Raw genomic sequence first — 15,645 nt, forward strand, 5'->3', positions numbered from 1 at the left:
TAGAGGGCAATGGATTACGAAATCAAAACCCTCGACAACGGAAGCGCCGGTACGGCCGTTCTTCCGGACGAGATTTTCGGGGTGACGCCGCGGGCGGACATCATGGCGCGCGTCGTGCACTGGCAGTTGGCCAAGCGCCGCGCGGGCACGCACAAGGTCAAGGGGATGGGCGAAGTCTCCGGCACGACCAAGAAGCCGTACCGCCAGAAGGGCACCGGCAGCGCCCGCCAGGGTTCGCTGCGCGCGCCGCAGTTCCGCACCGGCGGCGCCGTCCACGGCCCGGTCGTGCGCGACCACGGCTACGACCTGCCCAAGAAGGTGCGCCGCCTGGGGCTGATTTCCGCGCTGTCGCAGAAGGCCGCCGAAGGCAAGCTGGTGGTGCTGGACCAGGCCGCCGCGTCGGGCAAGACGTCCGATCTGGCCGCGAAGCTGAAGGCCCTGGGCTGGACGTCCGCGCTGATCGTGGACGCGACGGTCGACGAGAATTTCTCGCGCGCCACGCGTAACCTGCCGAAGATCGACGCGCTGCCGACCGTCGGCGCGAACGTCTACGACATCCTCAACCACGACGTGCTCGCGATCACGCAAGCCGGCGTCGAAGGCCTGAAGGAGCGCCTGGCATGACCAACGTGCTCGCTATCCGCAAGAAGGCGGAGCGCATGTCGCGTGAGGCGATGTACGACATCGTCCGCGCGCCCCTGATCACCGAGAAGGCGACCGCGCTTTCCGAGAAGAATCAGGTCGCCTTCAAGGTCGCGATCGACGCGACCAAGCCGGAGATCAAGGTCGCGGTCGAGACTCTGTTCGGGGTCAAGGTCCTGGGCGTGAACACGCTTGTCCAGAAGGGCAAGACCAAGCGCTTCAAGGGCCGCCCGGGCCAGCGTTCGGATGTGAAGAAGGCGTTTGTGCAGCTCGCCGAGGGTCAGTCCATCGACCTGACCGCGAAGCTGGTCTGACGCGGGGTAACAAGACATGGCACTGAAGCACTTTAATCCGGTTACCCCCAGCCAGCGCGGGACCGTCCTGATCGACCGCAAGGAGCTGTGGAAGGGCAAGCCCGTCAAGGGGCTGACCGAAGGCAAGAACAAGACCGGCGGCCGCAACAACCATGGGCGCACCACCTCGCGCTTCATCGGCGGCGGTCACAAGCAGTCCTATCGCTACGTCGATTTCAAGCGGCGCAAGTTCGATGTGGCCGGCACGGTCGAGCGTCTGGAATACGACCCGAACCGCACCGCCTTCATCGCGCTGGTGAAGTATGAGGACGGCGAGCTGGCCTACATCCTGGCGCCGCAGCGCCTGAAGGCCGGCGACCAGGTCGTCTCGGGCGCGCGCGTCGACATCAAGCCGGGCAATGCGATGCCGCTGGCGGCCATTCCGGTCGGCACGATCATCCATAACATCGAGCTGAAGCAGGGCGCCGGCGGCAAGCTGGCCCGCTCCGCGGGCACCTATGCCCAGTTGGTCGGCAAGGATGCCGGCTATGCGCAGATCAAGCTGCAGTCCGGTGAGCTGCGCATCGTGCGCGGCGAATGCATGGCGACGGTTGGCGCGGTGTCGAACCCCGACAACATGAACCAGCATCTCGGCAAGGCCGGGCGCGGCCGCTGGCTGGGCCGTCGCCCGCACAACCGCGGCGTCGTGATGAACCCGGTCGACCATCCGCACGGCGGTGGTGAAGGCCGCACCTCGGGCGGCCGTCATCCGGTCACGCCGTGGGGCAAGCCGACGAAGGGTTACAAGACCAGGGTCAACAAGCGTACGGACAGTCTGATTATCCGTCGCCGGAAGACCGGCAAGTAAGGGGCAAAGAAGATGGCACGTTCCGTCTGGAAGGGCCCGTTCGTGGACGGGTATCTGCTGAACAAAGCCGATGCGTCGCGCGCGTCGGGCCGTAACGAAGTGATCAAGATCTGGTCGCGTCGCTCGACGATCCTCCCGCAGTTCGTGGGGCTGACGTTCGGCGTTTATAACGGGCACAAATTCCTGCCCGTTCAGGTGTCGGAGAACATGGTGGGGCACAAGTTCGGCGAATTCTCGCCGACCCGGACCTTCACGGGTCACGCCTCGGACAAGAAGGCGAAGCGGGGCTGATATGAGCAAGCCGAAGCATCCGCGCACGCTCGCGGAAACCGAGGCGCAGGCGATTGCGCGCAACATCCGCGTAAGCCCGCGCAAGCTGAACCTTGTCGCGGCCCTGATCCGCAACAAGCCGGCGGCCCAGGCCGTGGCGACGCTCACCTTCTCCAAGCGCCGCATCGCCCAGCAGGTCAAGAAGACCCTGGAAAGCGCGATCGCGAACGCCGAGAACAACCATCAGCTCGATGTCGACCAACTGGTCGTCCTGCGGGCCGAGGTCGGCAAGTCGATCGTCATGCGCCGCTTCCACGCGCGCGGCCGCGGCCGTTCGGCGCGGGTCGAGAAGTTCTTCAGCCACCTGAAGATCGTCGTGGCCGAGCGCGCGGCCGAGGCTGAGACAACCGAGCAGAAGGCGGCCTGATCCATGGGACACAAAGTCAATCCGATCGGGCTGCGGCTCGGCATCAACCGCACCTGGGACAGCCGCTGGTACGCCGGTTCGGACTATTCTCGCCTGCTGCATGACGACCTGAAGCTGCGGACGCACCTGCGCCGCAAGCTGTCGGGCGCCGGCGTGTCGCGCGTCGTGATCGAACGCCCGGCCAAGAAGCCGCGCGTGACGATCTACGCCGCCCGCCCGGGCGTGGTGATCGGCAAGAAGGGGCAGGACATCGACCTGCTGCGCAAAGAGCTGACCCGCATGGCCAAGGCCGACGTTGCGCTGAACATCGTCGAGATCCGCAAGCCGGAAATCGACGCGACTCTGGTGGCCGAGAACATCGCCCAGCAGCTCGAGCGCCGCGTCGCTTTCCGCCGCGCCATGAAGCGCGCCGTCCAGTCGGCGATGCGCCTCGGCGCCCAGGGCATCCGGATCAACTGCTCCGGCCGTCTGGGCGGGGCCGAGATCGCGCGCATCGAATGGTATCGCGAAGGCCGGGTGCCGCTGCACACGCTGCGTGCGGACATCGATTACGGCGTGGCCACGGCGAAGACCACCTACGGCACCTGTGGCGTGAAGGTATGGATCTTCAAGGGCGAGATCCTCGCCCAGGACCCGATGGCGCAGGACCGTCGCGCCGCCGAGCAGGCTCCGCAGCGCTAAGCCGCGGGGTTTAGGACCGAGAACGGCGCCAGGCGGCGCATGAGGATTTTGAACAATGCTTTCTCCAAAGCGGACTAAGTACCGCAAGGCCCACAAGGGCCGCATTCATGGGATGGCGAAAGGCGGGACGACGCTGAATTTCGGTGCGTTCGGCCTGAAGGCCCTGGAGCCCGAGCGGGTCACCGCCCGGCAGATCGAGGCCTCCCGCCGCGCCATTACCCGTGCGATGAAGCGCGCCGGTCGCGTCTGGATTCGGATCTTTCCCGACCTTCCGGTCTCGACAAAGCCCGCGGAAGTGCGTATGGGCTCCGGCAAGGGATCCCCTGAATATTGGGTGGCCCGTGTCAAGCCGGGTCGTATCCTGTTCGAGATCGAGGGCGTGCCGCCGGACGTCGCGCGTGAGGCGCTGGCTCTGGGCGCGGCGAAGCTGCCGATCAAGACCAAGTTCGTGACCCGTATCGGAGAGGCGTGAGATGGCTAAGGCAACCAAGCCGGCCGATCTGCGTGCCAAGACCGCCGAAGAACTGGAGGCGCTTCTCATCGACCTGAAGCGCGAGCAGTTCAACCTGCGGTTCCAGCGCGCGACCGGCCAGAATGAGGGACAGGCTCGCTTCCGTGCGGTGCGTCGTGAGATCGCCCGCGTGAAGACGATCGCGTCCGAGGCGTTGAAGAAGAATGCTGCCGGCGCGGGTGCGCCGGCCGCCAGGTCCTGAAGGGAGAAGGGGCGATGCCGAGGCGCGTCCTCACCGGACGGGTGACCAGCGACAAGATGGACAAGACGGTCACCGTCCTTGTCGATCGTCGGGTTATCCATCCGCTGTATAAGAAGTTCATCCGCCGCTCGAAGAAGTACGCGGCGCATGATGAGCTGAACGAGTGCAAGATTGGGGACATGGTGCGCATCGAGGAATGCAAGCCGATCTCCAAGCGCAAGACCTGGACCGTGATCGTCCGCAACGGCGCCCCGCTGGGCTCCGCCGACGCGGCGTCCGGCGCGCAGGCGTAAGAAGGGCATAGGCTATGATCCATCCCGAGACCAACCTGGACGTCGCCGACAATTCGGGCGCGCGTCAGGTGCAGTGCATCAAGGTGCTGGGCGGTTCCAAGCGGAAGACCGCCTCGGTCGGCGACGTGATCGTCGTGTCCGTCAAGGAAGCGATCCCCCGCGGCAAGGTCAAGAAGGGCGACGTGCACCAGGCGGTGATCGTGCGCACCTCCTACCCGGTGCGTCGTCCCGACGGCAGCGCCATCCGTTTCGACCGCAACGCCGCCGTGCTGATCAACAAGCAGCAGGAGCCGATCGGCACCCGCATCTTCGGACCGGTCGTGCGTGAACTGCGCGCGCGCAAGTTCATGAAGATCATTTCGCTGGCGCCGGAGGTGCTGTGATGGCTGCGCGTATCAGGAAAGGCGACCAGGTCGTCGTCATCACCGGCTCTTCCAAGGGGACCCGCGGCGAAGTGCTGTCGGTGCGGCCGGACGACAACAAGGCGGTTGTGCGGGGCGTCGCGGTGGCCAAGCGCCACACGCGCCCCAACCGGATGGGTGAGCAGGGCGGCATCATCGAGAAAGAGATGCCGATCGACCTGTCGAACCTGAAGCTGGTCGATCCCAAGAGCGGCAAGCCGACGCGCGTCGGTTTCCGTATCTTGGAAGATGGCCGCAAGGTCCGTGTCGCCAAGGCGACCGGCGAAGTCATCGAAGGCTGAGGAGGCGGGGATGTCTGAAGTGCAAGAGACCCGCTCGGCGCCGCGTCTGCAGAAGCGTTATCAGGACGAACTGCGTGCGAAGCTGCGCGAGGAGTTCGGCTATAAGAACGTGATGCAGGTTCCGCATCTCGAGAAGATCGTCATCAATATGGGCGTGGGCGAGGCCGCGGGCGACCAGAAGAAGCTGGACGCCGCCCTGGCCGAAATGACGCTGATCTCCGGCCAGAAGCCGGTCAAGACGGTCGCCAAGAAGGCGATCGCCGGCTTCAAGATCCGTGCGGGCCTGCCGATCGGCTGCAAGGTCACGCTGCGCCGCGCGCGGATGTACGAGTTCCTGGACCGGCTGGTGACCATCGCGCTGCCGCGCGTCCGCGATTTCCGCGGCCTGCCGGCGAACAAGGGTTTCGACGGCCGCGGCAATTTCGCCATGGGCCTGAAGGAACAGATCGTCTTCCCGGAAATCGAGTACGACAAGGTCGACGATATCCGGGGCATGGACATCATCTTCGTCACCAGCGCGAAGACGGATGCGGAAGCGAAGGCTCTTCTGAAGGCGTTTGAACTGCCCTTCGCCGCCTGATCGCGGCGATTGGGGCTTCCGCCCGAAGGTCAGAAGACCTATTAGACACGTTGTTTGGAAAACCGTCGGGATGGCCCGACAGGTTCCGGAGGGTAGAACAAGGCATGGCCAAGATCTCCGCCGTAAACCGCAATGCCAAGCGTGCGCGCATGGCAGAGCGGGACAAGGCTAAGCGGATTGCGCTCAAGAACATCATCATGGACCGGTCGCTGCCGGTCGAGGATCGGTTCGACGCATCCCTGAAACTCGCAGAACTTCCCCGCAACGGCTCGCGCGTGCGCGTGCGTCTGCGGTGCAAGCTGACCGGGCGCTCCCGCGCCAATTACAGAAAGTTCGAACTGTGCCGCGTGGCTCTGCGCGACCTGGCTTCCAACGGCCAGATCCCGGGCATGGTCAAGTCGAGCTGGTAAGGGCGGGGAACGATGTCACTTTCTGATCCCTTGGGTGATATGCTCACCCGGATCCGCAACGCGCAGCGCGCGCGTCACGCGGCCTGCATCGCGCCGGCGTCCAAGCTGCGCGCCAACGTGCTCGAGGCCCTGCGCCGCGAAGGCTATATCCGCGGCTACGCGCAGGAAGAACTGCGCAAGGGCGTGGCCCAGTTGCGGATCGAGCTGAAATACCTGGATGGCGAGCCCGTCATCAAGGAGATCCACCGCGTGTCCAAGCCGGGCCGCCGGGTCTACTCCAAGATCAAGGAACTGCCGCGGGTCTATGCCGGCCTGGGCGTTTCGATCCTGTCGACGCCGCGTGGCGTCCTGTCCGATGCGGAAGCCCGCGCTGCCAATGTCGGCGGCGAGGTCCTCTGCCGCGTGTTCTAAGGAGGGATACATGTCGCGTGTAGGCAAATATCCCGTCGAGGTTCCGTCGGGAGTACAGGTTTCGATCGTCGACGGCACGTTCGTGGCGAAGGGCAAGCTGGGCGAGCTGAAGCTGCCGCTGTCTCCGCACATCGAGGCCGAGATCGCCGATAACAAGGTGTCGGTCCGTCCGGTCGGCACGGCGTCGCAGGCGCGCATGATGTGGGGTACCACCCGCGCCCTGGTGGCCAGCATGGTCCGGGGCGTGTCCACGGGCTTCTCCAAGACGCTCGAGGTGACCGGCACCGGTTACCGCGCCGCGGTCCAGGGCAGCAACCTGGTCATGAACCTGGGCTATTCGCATGACGTCGTCTATGCGATCCCCCCGGGCATCAAGATCACGACGCCGCGCCCGACCGCCATCGTGGTCGAAGGCGTGGACAAGCAGCGGGTCGGCCAGGTCGCGCTCGACATCCGCAGCTTCCGCAAGCCCGAGCCTTACAAGGGCAAGGGTGTCCGCTACGACACGGAGACCATCCGTCGCAAGGAAGGCAAGAAGAAGTAATGAGCACGCAGCAGGATCTGCGGGAGCGCCGGCGCCAGCGTCTGCGCTTCCAGCTTCGCCGCAAGGGCGGCGGGCGTCCGCGCCTGTCGGTGTTCCGGTCAGGCAAGAACATCTATGCCCAGGTCATCGACGATGCCGCCGGGCGTACCCTTGCCGCCGCTTCCAGCCTCGACAAGGCGCTGCGCGCGCAGCTCAAGACCGGCGCCGATGCCGACGCGGCCACGGCCGTAGGCAAGCTGGTGGCCGAGCGCGCCGTGGCGGCGGGTGTGTCGCAGGTCGTCTTCGACCGCGGTTCGTATATGTATCATGGGCGTATCAAGGCCCTGGCGGAGGCTGCCCGCGAGGGCGGTCTCGCCTTCTAAGGAAAGGGTCACGCACATGGCACGTGAACCGAGGGAAGGCGGCCGGGGCGGCCGCGAGCGTGAGCGCGAAGGCGACGATCTGGTCGACAAGCTGGTCACGATCAACCGCGTCGCGAAGGTCGTGAAGGGCGGGCGTCGCTTCGCCTTCGCGGCCCTGGTCGTCGTCGGCGACCAGAAGGGCCGCGTCGGCTACGGCGCCGGCAAGGCGCGCGAGGTGCCCGAGGCGATCCGCAAGGCGACCGACCGCGCCAAGCGCACGATGATCCGCGTCCCGATGAAGGAGGGCCGTACCCTCCATCACGACGTCGCCGGTCATTTCGGCGCCGGCAAGGTGGTGCTGCGCTCGGCCGATCCGGGCACCGGCATCATCGCGGGCGGCCCGATGCGCGCGGTGTTCGAAAGCCTGGGCATCAACGACGTGGTTGCGAAGTCGCTCGGGACCCGCAACCCGCACAACATGGTCAAGGCGACCTTCGCCGCGCTGGAGCGTTGCGCCAGCCCGCGCTCGGTGGCCAACCGCCGTGGCAAGAAGGTGTCCGACATCCTGGGCCGCCGCGAGGTGGCCGGTGCCGGGGAGGCTGGCGCCGATGTCTGAGCAGAAGACGATCCGCGTCACCCAGGTGGCGTCGGGCAACGGCCGCAAGCCGGGCCAGCAGGCGACGCTGGTCGGGCTCGGCCTGAACAAGATCGGCCGCACGCGTGAACTCGAGGACACACCCTCGGTGCGCGGCATGATCACCAAGGTGGCCCACCTTGTGAAGGTGGAGGGTTGACATGAACCTGAACGAACTGCGCGACAACGCGGGCGCGCGCTATCGCAAGAAGCGTCTGGGTCGCGGCATCGGGTCCGGCAAGGGCAAGACGTCGGGCAAGGGCGTGAAGGGTCAGAAGGCGCGTGAGGGCGTGTCCCTCAACGGCTTCGAGGGTGGTCAGCTCCCGCTGTATCGCCGTCTGCCGAAGCGCGGCTTCAAGAACATCTTCCGCAAGGTCTACGCCCCGGTGAACCTGGGCGCGCTGGACCGCGCGATCGAGTCCGGCAAGATCGACGCCTCGGCCGTCGTGACCGAGGACGTGCTGCGCAATGCCGGCCTGGTCGGCACGGGCAAGTTCGCGGGCGTCCGCCTGCTGGCGAAGGGTGAGCTGGCCCGCGCGGTGACCATCGAGGTCTCGGGCGCGTCCGCCACCGCCATTGCCGCGGTCGAGAAGGCGGGCGGCACGGTCCGCACCGCCGCCGCGCGTGACGAGGCCGCCGCTTCGGCGTGACGTGCCCGGAGGCGTGACCCCTCCCGGGGCACGACCCCGGGGGCCGTCCTCGCCTGGCCTTGTCTCTTGCGCCGGGGCCGAGCGACGCCTTACACTCTTTGCCGAATTGTCATGACAGCGTCCCGTTTCGTACGGCGACGCTGTTCTTGTGAAAGGACGGGCGCATGGCCTCCGCGGCCGAGCAGCTGGCTGCCAATCTGAATTTCAGCTCCTTTGCCAACGCAACGGAACTGAAGAAGCGAATCTGGTTCACCCTGGGCGCGCTGATCGTCTATCGCCTGGGCACCTACATCCCGGTCCCGGGCGTCGATGCGACGGTCATGGGCCAGTTGCTGGCTCGCCACCAGGGCGGCATCCTGGGCATGTTCGACATGTTCACCGGCGGCGCGCTGGGGCGCATGACCGTGTTCGCGCTGAATATCATGCCCTATATCAGCGCCTCGATCATCGTGCAGTTGATGTCGGCCGCCATCCCGTCGCTCGAAAGCCTGAAGAAGGAAGGCGAGCAGGGACGCCGCAAGCTCAACGAATATACCCGCTACCTGACGGTGCTGATCGCGCTCTTCCAGGCCTACGGCATCGCGATCGGGCTGGAGAACATGCACAGCGCCGCCGGCGCCGCCGTGGTGGCGCCCGGCCTGTTCTTCATCGTCTCCTGCGTCGTGACCCTGCTGGGCGGCACGATGTTCCTGATGTGGCTGGGCGAGCAGATCACCTCGCGCGGGGTGGGCAACGGCATCTCGCTGATCATCTTCGCCGGCATCGTGGCCAACCTGCCGCATGCGCTCGCCAGCCTGTTCCAGCTCGGCTACACCGGTGCGCTGTCGCCGTTCTTCGTGCTGGTCTTCCTGGTCCTCGCGGCGGCGACCATCGCCTTCATCGTGTTCATGGAACAGGCGCAGCGCAGGGTCGTCATCCAGTATCCCAAGCGCCAGGTCGGCCAGCGCATCTATGGCGGCGACTCGACGCACATGCCGCTCAAGGTCAACACGGCGGGCGTGATCCCGCCCATCTTCGCCTCCTCGGTGCTGCTGATTCCGGTGACCCTGGCCGGCTTCATGAACAGCGCCGCCATGCCGCACTGGCTGTCCTTCCTGGGGCAGGAGCTGGGGCAGGGGCAGCCGCTCTACATGCTGTTCTACGCGGCGATGATCATCTTCTTCTCGTATTTCTACGCCGCGGTCACCTTCAACCCACAGGAAACCGCCGATAACCTGCGCAAGCAGGGCGGCTTCATCCCGGGCATCCGCCCCGGCGCGAACACGGCCGCCTATTTCGACCGGATCCTGACCCGCCTGACCACGATCGGCGCGCTTTACCTGGTCGCGGTGTGCCTGCTGCCGCAGATCCTCATCAGCCATTACAACGTGCCGTTCTATTTCGGTGGCACCAGCCTGATCATCATCGTCTCGGTGACCATCGACACCGTCACCCAGATCCAGTCGCACCTGGTCGCGCACCAGTACCAGGGGCTGATGCGCAAGGCACGCGGGAAAGGCAGGGGCCGGTGAACGTCATCTTCCTCGGCCCCCCCGGGGCCGGCAAGGGCACCCAGTCCAAGCGGCTGGAGGCACGCTACGGCATCGCGCAGATCTCCACCGGCGACATGCTGCGCGCCGAAGTGGCCGCCGGCAGCGCGATCGGCCGGCAGGCCAAGGCGCTGATGGATGCCGGGCAGCTCGTGCCCGACGACGTCATCATCGCCATGCTGGAATCCCGAATCGAGCAGCCCGACTGCGCCAAGGGCTTCATCCTGGACGGCTTCCCCCGGACCGAGGCCCAGGCCGCGGCGCTCGATTCGATGCTCAAGGGCCGCCGCGCCCGAATCGACGTCGTGCTGTTCCTCGAAGTGGACGAGGACGCGCTGGCCGACCGGATCGCCGGCCGTTTCACCTGCGCCACCTGCGGCGCGGGCTATAACGACCTGTTCAAGAAGCCCACGGTCGCGGGCACCTGCGACGTCTGCGGCGGCCACGATTTCGTGCGGCGCGAAGACGACCGGCGCGAGACGGTGGCGGCCCGCCTGGTGGCGTATCGCCGGCAGACGGCGCCGATCCTGCCCTATTACGAAGCGACTGGCCGGCTGTACCGGATCGACGGCATGGCCGATATCGACAGCGTGACCGCGAAAGTGTTCGAGATCATGGATCAGATCACGAAGAAGTGATCGATATTCATTGACTCAAAAGGGCACGCGGGTATATTGCGCGCCCTCAAGGTATCGGCTCCCGCATCCACGGGGACGGGGTGCCGAGAAAACGAATCCGATTGATGATGGGGTTGTCCGGCACTGCCGGCACGTTCACGACCTGCCGGCGCGGTCCGGTATGCGGAAATGGCCCCGGCGACGATCTTTAAGGGCCCGCGGATGCGGGTGGACGAGGAGTAAGTGGCGTGGCGCGTATTGCCGGCGTGAACATCCCTACGAACAAGCGTGTGACGATTGGCCTGCGTTATATCTATGGCATCGGCCCCTCGAAGGCCGAGGAAATCTGCCGCCGTCTGGACATCCCGGCCGAGCGCCGGGTGAATGAGCTGTCCGATGACGTGATCCTGAAGATCCGTGAGCTGATCGACGGCGAGTACCGGGTCGAAGGCGACCTGCGCCGCGAAGTCGCGATGAACATCAAGCGGCTGATGGATCTGGGCTGCTATCGCGGCCTGCGCCATCGTCGCGGCCTGCCGGTCCGCGGCCAGCGCACCCACACCAACGCGCGCACCCGCAAGGGCAAGGCGGTCGCGATCGCCGGCAAGAAGAAGGCTACCCGCTAAGCGGCTTTCGCCGCACGCGCGGCCCGCGCCGGGACCTTGCCGTCCCCGCGCGGGCCGCGCCTTTGAACAGACAGGACCAGGAAGACTATGGCGAAGGCTGCTGCTCCGCGTATTCGCAAGAAAGAGCGGAAGAACATTATCTCGGGGGTGGCGCATGTGCTCTCCACCTTCAACAACACCATGATCACGATTTCCGATGCGCAGGGCAATGCGATCGCGTGGTCTTCCGCCGGCGCCCAGGGCTTCAAGGGCTCGCGCAAATCGACCCCGTACGCCGCCCAGGTCGCCGCCGAGGACGCGGGCCGCAAGGCCCGCGAGCATGGCATGGAGACGCTGGAGATCGAAGTGTCCGGTCCCGGCTCGGGGCGCGAAAGCGCGCTGCGCGCCCTGCAGGCGGTCGGATTCTCGATCTCCTCGATCCGCGACATGACGCCGGTGCCGCATAACGGCTGCCGTCCGCGCAAGCGTCGCCGGGTCTGATCCCAGGTCCCAGGTCCGGGCCCCGGGGTCCAGGATTTGGGGGCGGGTCCGTTTTTTCCGTCCGCGGCGACGCGGGCGGAAATGATTGTCATCTGGTGCCCGCCACGGGTGCCGTCTGCCTTGGTGCAGATCAGTTTTGAAAGGCCATCACCTTGGTCCTCCAGAAAAACTGGCAATCTCTGATCAAGCCGGAGAAGCTGGAAGTCGAGCCGGGCGGAGAGCCGTTGCGCACGGCCACCGTGGTGGCGGAGCCGCTGGAGCGCGGTTTCGGCATGACGCTCGGCAACGCGATCCGGCGCGTGCTGCTGTCCTCGCTGCAGGGCGCTGCGGTGACCGCGATCCAGATCGACGGCGTCCTGCATGAATTCTCGTCGGTGGCCGGCGTCCGCGAGGACGTGACCGACATCGTGCTGAACGTCAAGCAGCTCGCGCTGCGCATGCATGGCGAGGGTCCGAAGCGCATGGTGCTGACGGCCTCGGGGCCGGGCGAGGTGCGTGCGGGCCAGATCCAGACCGGACATGACATCGAGGTCATGAATCCCGACCTGGTGATCTGCACGCTGGACGAAGGCGTGAAGTTCGGCATGGAATTCACCGTGAATGTGGGCAAGGGCTACGTCCCCGCGGCGGCCAACCGTCCCGAGGACGCGCCGATCGGCCTGATTCCGGTCGATGCGATCTATTCGCCGGTGCGCCGCGTGTCCTACAAGGTCGAGCCGACCCGCGTGGGCCAGGTCACCGACTATGACCGCCTGCTGCTGACGGTGGAAACCAACGGCGCGGTCACGCCCGAGGACGCGGTGGCCCTGGCCGCCCGCATCCTGCAGGACCAGTTGCAGCTCTTCATCAATTTCGACGAGCCGCGCCCCGTCCGGACCGAAGAGCCGCAGGACGACCTGCCGTTCAACCGGAACCTGCTGCGCAAGGTCGACGAACTGGAATTGTCGGTCCGCAGCGCGAACTGCCTGAAGAACGACAATATCGTCTATATCGGCGACCTGGTGCAGAAGACCGAGCAGGAAATGCTGCGCACGCCGAATTTCGGCCGCAAGTCGCTGAACGAAATCAAGGAAGTCCTGACCTCGATGGGGCTGTCCCTTGGTATGAACGTCCCGGCCTGGCCGCCGGAAAATATCGAAGACCTGGCCAAGAGGCTCGACGAGCCGTTCTGACCGGAAAGACAGGAAGACTTCATCATGCGTCACGGTGTTGCCGGCCGGAAGCTCGGCGTTACCTCGTCCCATCGCGCTGCCATGTTTCGCAACATGGCGGTCGCCCTGATCAAGCATGAGCAGATCACGACGACTCTGCCCAAGGCGAAGGAACTTCGCCCGGTGGTCGAGAAGCTGATCACGCTCGGCAAGCGCGGCGACCTCCATGCGCGCCGTCAGGCCTATGCCCAGCTCCGTGACGACGCGATCGTCTCCAAGCTGTTCGCGGCCGTGGCCGACCGCTACAAGGCCCGCAACGGCGGCTACACCCGCGTGCTCAAGGCCGGCATCCGCCACGGCGACGCCGCCGACATGGCGGTGATCGAACTGGTCGACCGCGACGTCGCGGCCAAGGGCCAGGACAGCGGCCCGCGCCCCGAAGCGGCGGTGGAAGACGACCTGGCGGCCTGAACGCTCCGGCGTCGCACTCAGGCTCCGATCGGACCATTCAAGGGAAACCCGGCCTCGCGCCGGGTTTTTCTTTGCCCGCTCTCCTGCCGCGGTTTGAAGCCCGTGCTCGCGCTTCCTATACCTATAGTCCAGGACGCGAAGGAGACCGCGATGGCATCACGCACTGAATTCGAGGCGGCGCTGGACGAAGATGTCGGCCGCGTCCAGGACGGGCTGGACGGCCCGCTCGGCGACCCCGGGGCGCCGCTCAAGGGCGCCGCCCGCACGCTCTGCGCCTGCGCCTGCACCGCGGGCAAGGAAACCGGCGCCGCGATCCGCGACCTTACGGTCGATCAGCCCGTTACCGCCCTGCTGGTGGCGGCACTCACGGGCTTCCTTGCCGCCCTGCTCTGGACCCGGCGCTGACATCGGGGCAGGGTGGTGGCTCATTCCGATGGGAGATGTTCGGTCATGCTGAAGCTGGCGCTGTTCTTCCTGGTGATCTCGCTGATCGCCGGATTGTTCGGATTCACCGGCATCTCGGCCGTATCGGCCGGAATCGCCAAGATCCTGTTCTTCATCTTCATCCTTGCCTTCGTCGTCTTCCTTCTGATCGCCCTGCTGACGGCCAAGACGTTTTTCTGACCGCCGGTCCGGCAGTACATCAGGCGCACAAAAAAGCCCCGGAGCCGCAAGGCCCCGGGGCTTTTTCATGCCGGCCGCGCGATCGTGCGGCGGCTACTGGTTCGTGTCCTTCTGAATGAAGGATGGCAGGAACGGATTGTCGGTCTGCATCGAATCCTTCGACGGCAGGCGCGACGCATCCCAGCCCCCGCCCAGCGCCTGCACCAGGGCCACGCTGTCGACCATGCGCTGCTGCTGGATCGCCAGCGCCGATTCGGCATTGCTCAGCGCCGTGTTCTCGTTGGTGATCACGGTGGTGTAGATCTGGGTCCCGGCCTGGTACTGGTTCATCGACACCTCGACCGTCCGGTTGGCGTAATCCAGCGCGATCTGCTGCTGGGTCGCCTGCTGGGCCAGGATGCGCAGGTTCGACAACTGGTCCTCGACATTCTGCAATGCCGTCAGCACCGTCTGGCGATAGGTCGCGACCGCGCTGTCATACTGGGCGTTCGCGCTGTGCACCGCCGCCGTACGCGCGCCTCCCTGGAACAGGGTCTCCGACGCCGCGGCGCCCAGCGACCAGATCCGGTTGACCACCTGGATCAACTGCCCCACCGGATCGCCGCTGTAGGAATAGGTCGCTGACAGCGTGATGGTGGGATAGAACGCCGCCATGTCGGCGCCGATCTGGGCGTTATATTCCTCCATGGCACGCTCGGCGGCCGCCACGTCGGGGCGGCGCTGCAGCAGGTCGGACGGAACACCGACCGGGATCGCCGGAATCGTCCGGGTCAGCGTCCCCGGCTTGATCGTCAGGTCGGCCGGCGCCCGGCCGATCAGCACCGCGATCGCATGCTCGTACTGCGCCCGGGCGATGCCCGCCTGGATCAGTTGCGCGCGGTTCTGCTCCAGCAGCGTGCGCGCCTGCAGCAGCGCCGTCGGGTCGGCAACTCCGGCCTCATACTGGTTCTGGGTGATCTGCAGCGCCTGGGTGTTGAAGGCGACATAGCGCCGCAGCAATTCCTGCAGCGAATCCTGGTAGCGCAGGTTGAAATAGGCCGTGGCCAACTGCCCCTGATAGGACAGGGTGGCATTGGCCAGGTCGGCCGCGCTGGCCTGCGCCGCCGTCACCTGGCTCTGGATGTTGCGGCGGATGCGCCCCCACAGGTCCAGTTCCCAACTCGCGTTCAACCCGGTGGAATAGGTCGTCTCGGTAGTGTTGGTCGCCGCGCCGCCATAGCTGACCAGGCTGCCGCTGGACGCCGAACGCGATCCGCGCCCCTGGCTGTTGCGGTTGAAGTTCATGCTGCCGTTCAGCGTCGGGAACAATTGCGCCCGCGCGCTGTCGATCATCGCCCGGGCCTGGCGATAATTCGCCTCGTACATCTTCACGTTCTGGTTCGAGATCGCGACCTGTGATTCCAGATCGTTCAGCACCGGATCGCCATAGAGGGTCCACCATTGCGCCTTGGGCAGGTCGGCCATCTGGGGCTTCGCCCGCTCCCAGCCGGGCGCGGGCTGCAATTCCTTGAAACGGGCCGAAATCGGGGCGCTGGCGCGATGATAGGACGGCCCTACCATGCAACCCGCCAGCAGCAGCGGCGACAGGATGGCGCCCGCCAGCAGGGCAGGGCGCAGCCCGCCGCGGCGGGGGGGACGGCCAGGGTGTGAAAGAGGCGAGGGGGATGGCAGGGACAGCGTCATCCGG

Annotated in this window: 28 protein-coding genes; 27 read left to right on the forward strand and 1 reads right to left on the reverse strand. The window is 66.0% G+C overall.

Translation table 11 applies throughout. From position 1 onward, the window contains the following. Nucleotides 1-9: 9 nt before the first annotated feature. The 27 genes from rplD to AAC691_RS20410 all read left to right on the forward strand — a co-directional run bounded on the left by rplD (nt 10) and on the right by AAC691_RS20410 (nt 13,958). Entirely contained in the window at nt 10-624 is a 615-nt protein-coding gene (gene rplD, locus AAC691_RS20280; protein ID WP_176638761.1) for a 50S ribosomal protein L4, read from the forward strand. A 35-nt stretch (nt 625-659) separates the two neighbouring features. Next, complete coding sequence (locus tag AAC691_RS20285) at nt 660-956, forward strand: 50S ribosomal protein L23 (RefSeq protein ID WP_012227954.1); 297 nt, start codon at nt 660-662, stop codon at nt 954-956. Nucleotides 957-972: 16 nt separating this feature from the next. Continuing rightward, on the forward strand, nt 973-1,803 hold the full coding sequence (gene rplB, locus AAC691_RS20290; RefSeq protein ID WP_176638762.1) for a 50S ribosomal protein L2: 831 nt from the start codon (nt 973-975) through the stop codon (nt 1,801-1,803). A 12-nt stretch (nt 1,804-1,815) separates the two neighbouring features. Further along, nucleotides 1,816-2,094 (forward strand): 30S ribosomal protein S19, encoded by a 279-nt coding sequence (gene rpsS, locus AAC691_RS20295; protein ID WP_176638763.1) that lies wholly within the window; start codon nt 1,816-1,818, stop codon nt 2,092-2,094. A 1-nt stretch (nt 2,095) separates the two neighbouring features. Further along, a complete protein-coding gene (rplV, locus tag AAC691_RS20300) occupies nt 2,096-2,500 on the forward strand; it encodes a 50S ribosomal protein L22 (protein ID WP_176638764.1) in 405 nt (134 codons plus the stop codon). A gap of 3 nt (nt 2,501-2,503) precedes the next feature. Continuing rightward, entirely contained in the window at nt 2,504-3,181 is a 678-nt protein-coding gene (rpsC, locus tag AAC691_RS20305; RefSeq protein ID WP_176638765.1) for a 30S ribosomal protein S3, read from the forward strand. A 55-nt stretch (nt 3,182-3,236) separates the two neighbouring features. Beyond that, nucleotides 3,237-3,653: a 50S ribosomal protein L16 gene (gene rplP, locus AAC691_RS20310; protein ID WP_176638766.1), complete on the forward strand. Its 417-nt coding sequence runs from the start codon at nt 3,237-3,239 to the stop codon at nt 3,651-3,653. Nucleotide 3,654: 1 nt separating this feature from the next. Then, nucleotides 3,655-3,894, forward strand: a complete 240-nt coding sequence (gene rpmC / locus AAC691_RS20315; RefSeq protein ID WP_176638767.1) for a 50S ribosomal protein L29 — start codon at nt 3,655-3,657, stop codon at nt 3,892-3,894. A gap of 14 nt (nt 3,895-3,908) precedes the next feature. Beyond that, nucleotides 3,909-4,187, forward strand: a complete 279-nt coding sequence (gene rpsQ / locus AAC691_RS20320; protein WP_176638768.1) for a 30S ribosomal protein S17 — start codon at nt 3,909-3,911, stop codon at nt 4,185-4,187. Between the two features lie 14 nt (nt 4,188-4,201). Next, nucleotides 4,202-4,570, forward strand: coding sequence for a 50S ribosomal protein L14 (rplN, locus tag AAC691_RS20325; protein ID WP_042059420.1), 369 nt, complete (start codon nt 4,202-4,204; stop codon nt 4,568-4,570). Next, nucleotides 4,570-4,890, forward strand: a complete 321-nt coding sequence (gene rplX, locus AAC691_RS20330) for a 50S ribosomal protein L24 (protein WP_176638769.1) — start codon at nt 4,570-4,572, stop codon at nt 4,888-4,890. Before rplN ends, rplX begins: the two co-directional genes overlap by 1 nt. A 10-nt stretch (nt 4,891-4,900) precedes the next feature. Next, nucleotides 4,901-5,470 carry a 50S ribosomal protein L5 gene (rplE, locus tag AAC691_RS20335; RefSeq protein ID WP_176638770.1) on the forward strand — a complete coding sequence of 190 codons (570 nt, stop codon included), beginning with the start codon at nt 4,901-4,903 and terminating at the stop codon, nt 5,468-5,470. A 104-nt stretch (nt 5,471-5,574) separates the two neighbouring features. Further along, nucleotides 5,575-5,880: a 30S ribosomal protein S14 gene (gene rpsN / locus AAC691_RS20340; RefSeq protein ID WP_176638771.1), complete on the forward strand. Its 306-nt coding sequence runs from the start codon at nt 5,575-5,577 to the stop codon at nt 5,878-5,880. Nucleotides 5,881-5,892: 12 nt separating this feature from the next. Continuing rightward, nucleotides 5,893-6,291: a 30S ribosomal protein S8 gene (gene rpsH, locus AAC691_RS20345; RefSeq protein WP_176638772.1), complete on the forward strand. Its 399-nt coding sequence runs from the start codon at nt 5,893-5,895 to the stop codon at nt 6,289-6,291. A 10-nt stretch (nt 6,292-6,301) separates the two neighbouring features. Next, complete coding sequence (rplF, locus tag AAC691_RS20350; RefSeq protein ID WP_176638773.1) at nt 6,302-6,835, forward strand: 50S ribosomal protein L6; 534 nt, start codon at nt 6,302-6,304, stop codon at nt 6,833-6,835. Beyond that, entirely contained in the window at nt 6,835-7,197 is a 363-nt protein-coding gene (rplR, locus tag AAC691_RS20355; RefSeq protein WP_176638774.1) for a 50S ribosomal protein L18, read from the forward strand. Before rplF ends, rplR begins: the two co-directional genes overlap by 1 nt. Before the next feature lie 16 nt (nt 7,198-7,213). Next, nucleotides 7,214-7,792: a 30S ribosomal protein S5 gene (rpsE, locus tag AAC691_RS20360; RefSeq protein WP_176638775.1), complete on the forward strand. Its 579-nt coding sequence runs from the start codon at nt 7,214-7,216 to the stop codon at nt 7,790-7,792. Further along, entirely contained in the window at nt 7,785-7,970 is a 186-nt protein-coding gene (rpmD, locus tag AAC691_RS20365) for a 50S ribosomal protein L30 (RefSeq protein WP_176638776.1), read from the forward strand. Before rpsE ends, rpmD begins: the two co-directional genes overlap by 8 nt. 1 nt (nt 7,971) lies before the next feature. Next, nucleotides 7,972-8,460, forward strand: a complete 489-nt coding sequence (gene rplO / locus AAC691_RS20370; protein ID WP_323990397.1) for a 50S ribosomal protein L15 — start codon at nt 7,972-7,974, stop codon at nt 8,458-8,460. A gap of 164 nt (nt 8,461-8,624) precedes the next feature. After that, a complete protein-coding gene (gene secY, locus AAC691_RS20375) occupies nt 8,625-9,971 on the forward strand; it encodes a preprotein translocase subunit SecY (RefSeq protein ID WP_176639187.1) in 1,347 nt (448 codons plus the stop codon). Beyond that, on the forward strand, nt 9,968-10,627 hold the full coding sequence (locus AAC691_RS20380) for an adenylate kinase (RefSeq protein ID WP_176639188.1): 660 nt from the start codon (nt 9,968-9,970) through the stop codon (nt 10,625-10,627). Before secY ends, AAC691_RS20380 begins: the two co-directional genes overlap by 4 nt. A 227-nt stretch (nt 10,628-10,854) precedes the next feature. After that, nucleotides 10,855-11,232, forward strand: a complete 378-nt coding sequence (gene rpsM / locus AAC691_RS20385) for a 30S ribosomal protein S13 (protein ID WP_176639189.1) — start codon at nt 10,855-10,857, stop codon at nt 11,230-11,232. Between the two features lie 87 nt (nt 11,233-11,319). Next, on the forward strand, nt 11,320-11,712 hold the full coding sequence (gene rpsK, locus AAC691_RS20390) for a 30S ribosomal protein S11 (RefSeq protein ID WP_176639190.1): 393 nt from the start codon (nt 11,320-11,322) through the stop codon (nt 11,710-11,712). 152 nt (nt 11,713-11,864) lie between these two features. Further along, the gene (locus AAC691_RS20395; protein ID WP_176639191.1) at nt 11,865-12,884 is read left to right on the forward strand and encodes a DNA-directed RNA polymerase subunit alpha; all 1,020 of its coding nucleotides are present in this window, start codon (nt 11,865-11,867) and stop codon (nt 12,882-12,884) included. A 24-nt stretch (nt 12,885-12,908) separates the two neighbouring features. Beyond that, the gene (gene rplQ, locus AAC691_RS20400) at nt 12,909-13,334 is read left to right on the forward strand and encodes a 50S ribosomal protein L17 (RefSeq protein WP_176639192.1); all 426 of its coding nucleotides are present in this window, start codon (nt 12,909-12,911) and stop codon (nt 13,332-13,334) included. Nucleotides 13,335-13,484: 150 nt separating this feature from the next. Continuing rightward, nucleotides 13,485-13,739, forward strand: a complete 255-nt coding sequence (locus AAC691_RS20405) for a hypothetical protein (protein WP_342628253.1) — start codon at nt 13,485-13,487, stop codon at nt 13,737-13,739. Between the two features lie 45 nt (nt 13,740-13,784). Then, nucleotides 13,785-13,958 (forward strand): DUF1328 domain-containing protein, encoded by a 174-nt coding sequence (locus AAC691_RS20410; RefSeq protein WP_176639194.1) that lies wholly within the window; start codon nt 13,785-13,787, stop codon nt 13,956-13,958. A gap of 93 nt (nt 13,959-14,051) precedes the next feature. Here AAC691_RS20410 and AAC691_RS20415 read toward each other — a convergent pair whose 3' ends face one another. Beyond that, complete coding sequence (locus AAC691_RS20415; RefSeq protein ID WP_342628254.1) at nt 14,052-15,641, reverse strand: efflux transporter outer membrane subunit; 1,590 nt, start codon at nt 15,639-15,641, stop codon at nt 14,052-14,054. Nucleotides 15,642-15,645: the final 4 nt, after the last annotated feature.

Origin of the sequence: Nguyenibacter vanlangensis (assembly GCF_038719015.1) — a bacterium.
GTDB classification, from domain to species: Bacteria; Pseudomonadota; Alphaproteobacteria; order Acetobacterales; family Acetobacteraceae; genus Gluconacetobacter; species Gluconacetobacter vanlangensis.